Here is a 6,238-nt window from a genome sequence, read left to right on the forward strand (position 1 = left end):
TCCGGCGCGGCGAGCATCGGGCGCATCCTGATGCCCGCGCTTGTCGAGGGCTTCGCACTGCGCGAGGGCCTGCAGTCGCAGCGCGAAGAGGGTGACACCGGCTTTGTCTATATTCTCTCCGACCGCGACAGCGGGACCGAGCGCGCGCGGTTTGCCTTTCGGCTGACCAGCAGCGACGAGGGGTTTGCCGATCTGCTGGCGGATGAGGCCGATATCGTGATGTCGCTTCGCGCGATCCGACCGGACGAAGTGCAGAGGGCGGATCAGGCCGGGTTGGGCGACCTCGCGGCGCCCGGCCACAGCCGCATCCTTGCGCGCGATGCGCTGGTCGTCGCCGTGGCACCGGGGCAGCCGCTGCGTCGGGTAGGACTTGCGGCTCTCGTTCGCGTACTTTCGGGCGCGGAGACCGGGTGGCCGGCTTTGGGGCTTCCGGGAGATGGCCCGATCGCGCTGCACCTGCCCGTAGATGGCTCGGACCTGGCGCAGATCCTGCAAGCGACGCTGATGAAACCTGCCGACGCCACGTTCGCCGCCACGGCCAGGCGACTGGAGGGTGGCGCGCACCTGGCGCAGACCGTCGCGGGCACGCCGGGGGCGTTGGGCTTCGTTCTGCGCTCGGACCTTGGCGATGCGGCGGCGCTGGCGCTTGGCACCGGTTGCGGCACGGCCATCCCGCCTGCCGCGCGCGAAATCGCGAGCGACGACTATCCCCTCGTCGTGCCGCTGCGTCTCTACCAGCCCATGCGCCGCCTGCCGCCTCTCGCGCGCGGCTTCATGGCCTATACCCGCAGCGCCGCTGCGCAACTCGTGGTCCGGCGCGCCGGCTTCATCGACCAGCTTGCCGAGGAGACCGCGCTTGCCGGCCAGGGCGCGCGGCTGGCGATCGCGTTGCAGCGCGCCGAAGGCGAGGCCGGGCTGTTCGAGGTGCAGCGCCTCGCGCGGCACATGATGCGCGCACCGCGCCAGACCCTGACTTTCCGATTTGAACCCGGGGTCGAGCGGCTGGATGCATTGTCGGCGGCCAACCTCGATCATCTGGTGCGGGCGGTTCTGGACGGCCGGTTCGACGAACGCCGCCTGGTCTTCGTCGGCTTCGCGCCCGACGATCCGCGCCCCGTAGACGCGCGCGTGGACGTGGACGACGCCGCCCCGGACGCCGGCGAGAGGTTGGCGGCGGCGGTCCGCGACGCCCTGCGCGCGCGGCTGATCGCTGCAGGCGCGGTGCCGGGCGAGACGGCTGTCGCCTCTTTTGGCGCGGCGCTTCCGGTCATCTGCGAGGACAGCGCGCTAGGCCGCCATCTCGGCCGACGGGTCGAACTCTGGGCCGAGCCACCTAGAGCAATCCCTCGGCACGGAAACTGAGCTCGCGCGACTTGCCGATGATCAGGTGATCGTGCAGCACCAGCCCCAGGGCCTCTCCTGCCGCCTGCACCTGCTGCGTCATCGCGATATCGGAGGGCGAGGGGCTGGGATCGCCCGAGGGGTGGTTGTGCACGAGGATCAGTGCAGAGGCGTTGAGCTCGAGTGCGCGTTTCACAACCTCGCGCGGGTAGACCGGCACGTGATCGACGGTGCCGCGCGCCTGTTCCTCGTCGGCGACCAGCACGTTCTTGCGGTCGAGGTAAAGCACGCGAAACTGCTCGGTCTCACGGTGGGCCATGGTGGTGTGACAATAGTCTAGGATCGCATCCCAGCTCGAGATCACGGGGCGCTGCATCACCTTGCCGCGTGCCAGCCTCTGCGCCGCCGCCTCGACCAGCTTCAGCTCGAGCACCACGGCATCGCCGACGCCCGAAACCTCTTGCAGCCGCGCCGCGGGGGCCGAGACCACACGGGCGAAATCGCCGAAGCGCGCGATCAGCGCATGGGCCAGCGGCTTGACATCCTGGCGCGGGATGGCGCGGAACAGCAGCAGTTCCAGCAACTCGTAATCGGGCAGGGCATTGGCACCGCCCGACATGAACCGCGCGCGCAGACGCTTGCGGTGATCGCGAATGTAAGAGGGCAGCCGCGCGCCCGGCGCCAGTGCCTCGGGGGTCTGCACCTCGTCCCGGGTCTCGGCGCATACCTCGCCCCTTTGCCCGAACAGGGGCAGCGGTGATTCCCGGAATTGATGCCGGCGCGCCATGAGGCGAAGATGGTGAACAGGCGTGAAAGAATGGTTAACGAAGCAAAAACGCCGGGGGATCGAACCCCCGGCGCCTCGCTGTCGCACACAGTCCGAGTGTTACCCCTTCATGCTGTCCCAGAAATGCTTGACCGACGAGAAAAAGCTCTGTCCAGCCGGGTTGTTGTCTTCCGAAAGATCCTCGAACTCGCGCAGGAGCTCTTTCTGGCGCGCAGTAAGATTCACCGGCGTTTCGACCGCCATCTCGATCAGCATGTCGCCGGCGGGGCCGCCGCGCAGCGCCGGCATGCCCTTGCCGCGCAGGCGCATCTGGCGACCTGACTGGCTGCCAGCGGGTATTTTCACCCGGCTGCGGCCGCCGTCGATGGTCGGCACCTCGATATCGCCGCCAAGTGCTGCGGTGATCATCGAGACCGGCACGCGGCAGTAGAGGTTGTTGCCGTCCCGCTCGAACAGCTTGTGCGGCGTGACCTCGATGAAAATGTAGAGATCACCCGCCGGCCCGCCGCGCATTCCGGCCTCGCCTTCGCCGGCAAGACGGATGCGGGTGCCGGTCTCGACGCCGGCGGGGATGTTGACGGAAAGCGAACGGTCCTTCTCGACCCGGCCGGCACCGCCGCAGGTCTTGCAGGGATTCTTGATGATCTGGCCCAGGCCCGCGCAGGTGGGGCAGGTCCGCTCGACCGTGAAAAAGCCCTGCTGGGCCCGCACTTTGCCCATGCCAGAGCAGGTCGGGCAGGTGGTCGGCTCGGCACCGCTTTCCGCGCCGGAGCCGTCACAGGATTTACAGGCGACCGAGGTCGGCACGTTGATCGTCTTGGCAAGGCCCGAATAGGCCTCTTCCAGGGTGACGCGCAGGTTGTAGCGCAGGTCGGAGCCGCGCGCGGCGCGTCCGCGCCCGCCGCCCTGGCGCTGGCCCATGAAGTCGCCGAAGAGATCGTCGAAAACATCCGAGAAGGCCGAGGCGAAATCGCCCTGGCCGTGCATACCGCCGGGATGACGCCCGCCGCCGCCCATGCCGCCTTCAAAGGCGGCGTGGCCAAAGCGGTCGTAGGCGGCCTTTTTCTCGGCGTCCTTGAGAATTTCGTAGGCCTCGTTGGCCTCCTTGAACTTCGCCTCGGCCGAGGGGTCGTCCGAGTTGCGGTCGGGGTGCAGCTCTTTCGCCTTGCGGCGGTAGGCCTTCTTGATCTCGTCGGCGCTTGCGCCCTTCGAGACCCCGAGCACGTCGTAAAAGTCACGTTTTGCCATTGCCGGTCCCCTGTGTGGAACGTTCAGGCCGGCCCCGCGATGCCGGGCCGGCCTGACTCATTCCAACGCGGTGCTTACGCGCGCTTGTTGTCGTCGAGATCCCCGAAGTCGGCATCGACGATATCGTCGTCGCCACCGGCCTCGTCCGCGGCTTTCGGCTCGTCCTCGGCGGCTTCGTCCTGGCTGGCCTTGTAGATCGCCTCGCCAAGTTTCATCGCCGACTCGGTGACGTTCTGGATGCCGGCCTTGATCTTGTCGGCATTGTCGTTCTCAAGCTCGTCCTTGAGCGCGGCAATGGCCAGTTCGATCGCCTCGATGGTCGACGGGTCAACCTTGTCGGAATGCTCTTCCATCGACTTCTCGGTCGAGTGGATGAGGCTTTCCGCCTGGTTCCTGGCTTCCACCAGTTCGCGGCGCTGCTTGTCGGCCTCGGCGTTCTCCTCGGCGTCCTTGACCATCTTGTCGATGTCGTCGTCCGACAGGCCACCCGATGCCTGGATGGTGATCTTCTGCTCCTTGCCGGTGCCCTTGTCCTTGGCGCTAACCGACACGATACCGTTGGCGTCGATGTCGAAGGTCACCTCGATCTGGGGCATGCCGCGCGGTGCCGGCGGAATGTCCTCAAGGTTGAACTGGCCAAGCATCTTGTTGTCGGACGCCATCTCGCGTTCACCCTGGAAGACCCGGATGGTCACGGCGTTCTGGTTGTCCTCGGCAGTCGAGAAGACCTGGCTTTTCTTCGTCGGGATCGTCGTGTTGCGGTCGATCAGTCGGGTGAACACGCCACCCAGCGTCTCGATGCCCAGCGACAGCGGAGTCACGTCGAGAAGAACCACGTCCTTCACGTCACCCTGAAGAACGCCGGCCTGGATCGCCGCGCCAAGCGCCACGACTTCGTCCGGGTTCACGCCCTTGTGCGGCTCTTTGCCGAAGAACTTGGTCACCTCTTCCACGACCTTGGGCATGCGGGTCATGCCGCCGACGAGAACGACCTCGTCGATGTCGCTGGTCGAAAGACCGGCATCCTTGAGCGCGTCCTTGCAAGGCTTGATCGACTGCTTGATCAGGTCGCCGACGAGGCTTTCCAGCTTGGCGCGGGTAAGCTTCATCACCAGGTGCAGCGGCTGGCCGCCGTTGGGGTCCATCGAGATGAACGGCTGGTTGATCTCGGTCTGGGTCGAGGACGACAGCTCGATCTTGGCCTTCTCGGCGGCTTCCTTCAGGCGCTGAAGGGCCATCTTGTCCTTGGTCAGATCGACGCCGTTCTCTTTCTTGAACTCGTCGGCAAGGTAGTTGACGATCCGCATGTCGAAGTCTTCGCCACCCAGGAAGGTGTCGCCGTTGGTCGACTTGACCTCAAACAGACCGTCGTCGATTTCCAGGATGGTGACGTCGAAAGTCCCGCCGCCAAGGTCATAGACGGCGATGGTCTGGGTTTCTTTCTTGTCGAGGCCATAGGCCAGCGCGGCGGCCGTCGGCTCGTTGATGATGCGCAGCACCTCGAGGCCGGCGATCTTGCCGGCGTCCTTGGTCGCCTGGCGCTGGGCGTCGTTGAAATAGGCAGGCACGGTGATGACGGCCTGGCTGACCTCTTCCCCGAGGTAGCTTTCGGCGGTCTCTTTCATCTTGCCGAGGATGAAGGCCGAGATCTGGCTGGGGCTGTACTTTTCGCCCTTGGCTTCCACCCAAGCGTCGCCGTTGCCGCCGTCCAGAACGGTGAACGGCAGATTCTTCTTGTCCTTGGCCAGATCCGGGTCGTCAAACCGGCGACCGATCAGGCGCTTGACGCCGAAGATGGTGTTGTTGGGGTTGGTGACGGCCTGACGCTTGGCCGGCTGGCCGACGAGGCGTTCGTCATCCGTGAAAGCGACGATCGAGGGCGTGGTGCGTGCACCTTCCGCGTTCTCGATCACGCGGGGCTGGCTGCCATCCATGATGGCGACGCAGCTGTTGGTCGTTCCGAGGTCGATACCAATTACTTTGGCCATGGTTCTTAGATCCCTTCTCACTTAAGGCGATGATACGAAACGCGGACCCGTTCCGGCATCCGTGTCCCGGTGCTCGATGCGACGCCAGGGGGCTGACGTCACCTTCCCGGCGTATATAAGGAGGCCTCCATAGCCCTGCAAGCCGGGGGCAAGGGCAGATGTGGCAAATTTACCGGTTTTCGCGCGCCTCCCGGCGCGGGTGCACCACAAGGGTCTGAATCATGGGTGAAATCGCCATCCGCGGGTTTCGCATACTCCAGGGTTTCCTGTCGTCCGAGGCCCAGGAAACGATGGTTGCCGCGCTGCGCGAGGTAGCGCGCGAGGCGCCGCTGTTCTCGCCCCAGACGCCCTATGGCAAGCCGATGCGGGTGCGGATGACCTCGGCCGGTAAATACGGCTGGTACTCCGACCGCCGCGGCTACCGCTATGTCGAACAGCATCCCGACGGCAGCCCATGGCCGCCGATCCCGCCCGAGGTTCTCGCGGTCTGGAACGCGGTCGCGGGTGTTCTGCGCCAGCCCGACTGCTGCCTCGTCAACTATTACGGCGAGGATGCGCGGATGGGGATGCACCAGGACCGGGACGAGGCAGATTTTCGCTGGCCGGTGGTCTCGATCTCGCTGGGCGACGAGGGACTGTTCCGCATCGGTAACACCACGCGCGGCGGCAAGACCGAGTCGATCTGGCTGAAAAGCGGCGACGTGGCGGTGATGGGCGGCGAGGCGAGGCTGACCTATCACGGCGTCGATCGAATCCGCTTCGGGTCGGCCTCGCTGCTCGACGGGGGCGGGCGGATCAACCTGACGCTGCGGGTGGTGGACTAGTCCGCCGCCGCGCCGCTCCCGGTCGCGGGCGCGGTCAGCGAGCAGCAACC

5 protein-coding genes are annotated in these 6,238 nt (G+C 66.0%); 2 read left to right on the forward strand and 3 right to left on the reverse strand.

Annotated elements, in window-relative coordinates; genetic code table 11:
* The coding region (locus ACN0T5_RS21440; RefSeq protein ID WP_417770636.1) for a PstS family phosphate ABC transporter substrate-binding protein at nt 1–1,362 on the forward strand (1,362 nt) is incomplete at its 5' end.
* Here ACN0T5_RS21440 and radC read toward each other — a convergent pair.
* The 3 genes from radC to dnaK form a co-directional block, all read right to left on the reverse strand.
* On the reverse strand, nt 1,334–2,044 hold the full coding sequence (radC, locus tag ACN0T5_RS21445; protein WP_417770637.1) for a RadC family protein: 711 nt from the start codon (nt 2,042–2,044) through the stop codon (nt 1,334–1,336). The genes ACN0T5_RS21440 and radC overlap by 29 nt on opposite strands.
* Before the next feature lie 183 nt (nt 2,045–2,227).
* Nucleotides 2,228–3,376 (reverse strand): molecular chaperone DnaJ, encoded by a 1,149-nt coding sequence (dnaJ, locus tag ACN0T5_RS21450; RefSeq protein ID WP_417770638.1) that lies wholly within the window; start codon nt 3,374–3,376, stop codon nt 2,228–2,230.
* A gap of 74 nt (nt 3,377–3,450) precedes the next feature.
* On the reverse strand, nt 3,451–5,364 hold the full coding sequence (gene dnaK, locus ACN0T5_RS21455; protein ID WP_417770639.1) for a molecular chaperone DnaK: 1,914 nt from the start codon (nt 5,362–5,364) through the stop codon (nt 3,451–3,453).
* Nucleotides 5,365–5,585: 221 nt separating this feature from the next.
* On the opposite strand from dnaK, the gene ACN0T5_RS21460 reads away from it, so the two are divergent.
* Nucleotides 5,586–6,188, forward strand: a complete 603-nt coding sequence (locus ACN0T5_RS21460; RefSeq protein WP_417770640.1) for an alpha-ketoglutarate-dependent dioxygenase AlkB family protein — start codon at nt 5,586–5,588, stop codon at nt 6,186–6,188.
* The last annotated feature ends 50 nt before the right edge of the window (nt 6,189–6,238 follow it).

It is taken from the genome of Stappia sp., from assembly GCF_048261845.1.
Taxonomy (GTDB): domain Bacteria; phylum Pseudomonadota; class Alphaproteobacteria; order Rhizobiales; family Stappiaceae; genus Stappia.